This is a genomic window from Vibrio sp. MOR3 (assembly GCF_001557775.1).
Classification (GTDB): domain Bacteria; phylum Pseudomonadota; class Gammaproteobacteria; order Enterobacterales; family Vibrionaceae; genus Vibrio; species Vibrio jasicida.
Genome location: NZ_LNRD01000052.1, coordinates 1 through 601, shown reverse-complemented (window position 1 = coordinate 601; position 601 = coordinate 1). Strand labels below are relative to the sequence as shown.

Below are 601 nucleotides of genomic sequence, written 5' to 3'. Positions count from 1 at the left end.
AGTCGCGCAGTTAACACTCGCTTTCGCTACGGCTCCCCTAGATGGTTAACCTTGCCACTGAATATAAGTCGCTGACCCATTATACAAAAGGTACGCAGTCACACCACGAAGGTGCTCCTACTGCTTGTACGTACACGGTTTCAGGTTCTATTTCACTCCCCTCACAGGGGTTCTTTTCGCCTTTCCCTCACGGTACTGGTTCACTATCGGTCAGTCAGTAGTATTTAGCCTTGGAGGATGGTCCCCCCATATTCAGACAGGATATCACGTGTCCCGCCCTACTCGATTTCACTGAATGTGCGTTGTCAACTACGGGGCTATCACCCTTTATTGCCGGACTTTCCAGACCGTTCGTCTAACGCATATAAAGCTTAAGGGCTAGTCCAATTTCGCTCGCCGCTACTTTCGGAATCTCGGTTGATTTCTTTTCCTCGGGGTACTTAGATGTTTCAGTTCCCCCGGTTCGCCTCGCTGCGCTATGTATTCACGCAGCGATACTAGCTTATGCTAGTGGGTTTCCCCATTCGGAAATCCCAGACTCAAATGGTTTTTACTACCTAATCTGGGCTTATCGCAAGTTAATACGTCCTTCATCGCCTCT

General features: G+C 49.1%; 1 rRNA gene. It reads right to left on the bottom strand.

Annotated features, from left to right (window positions below):
- A 23S ribosomal RNA gene (locus ATB76_RS26890) occupies nt 1–601 on the bottom strand; the annotation flags it as partial.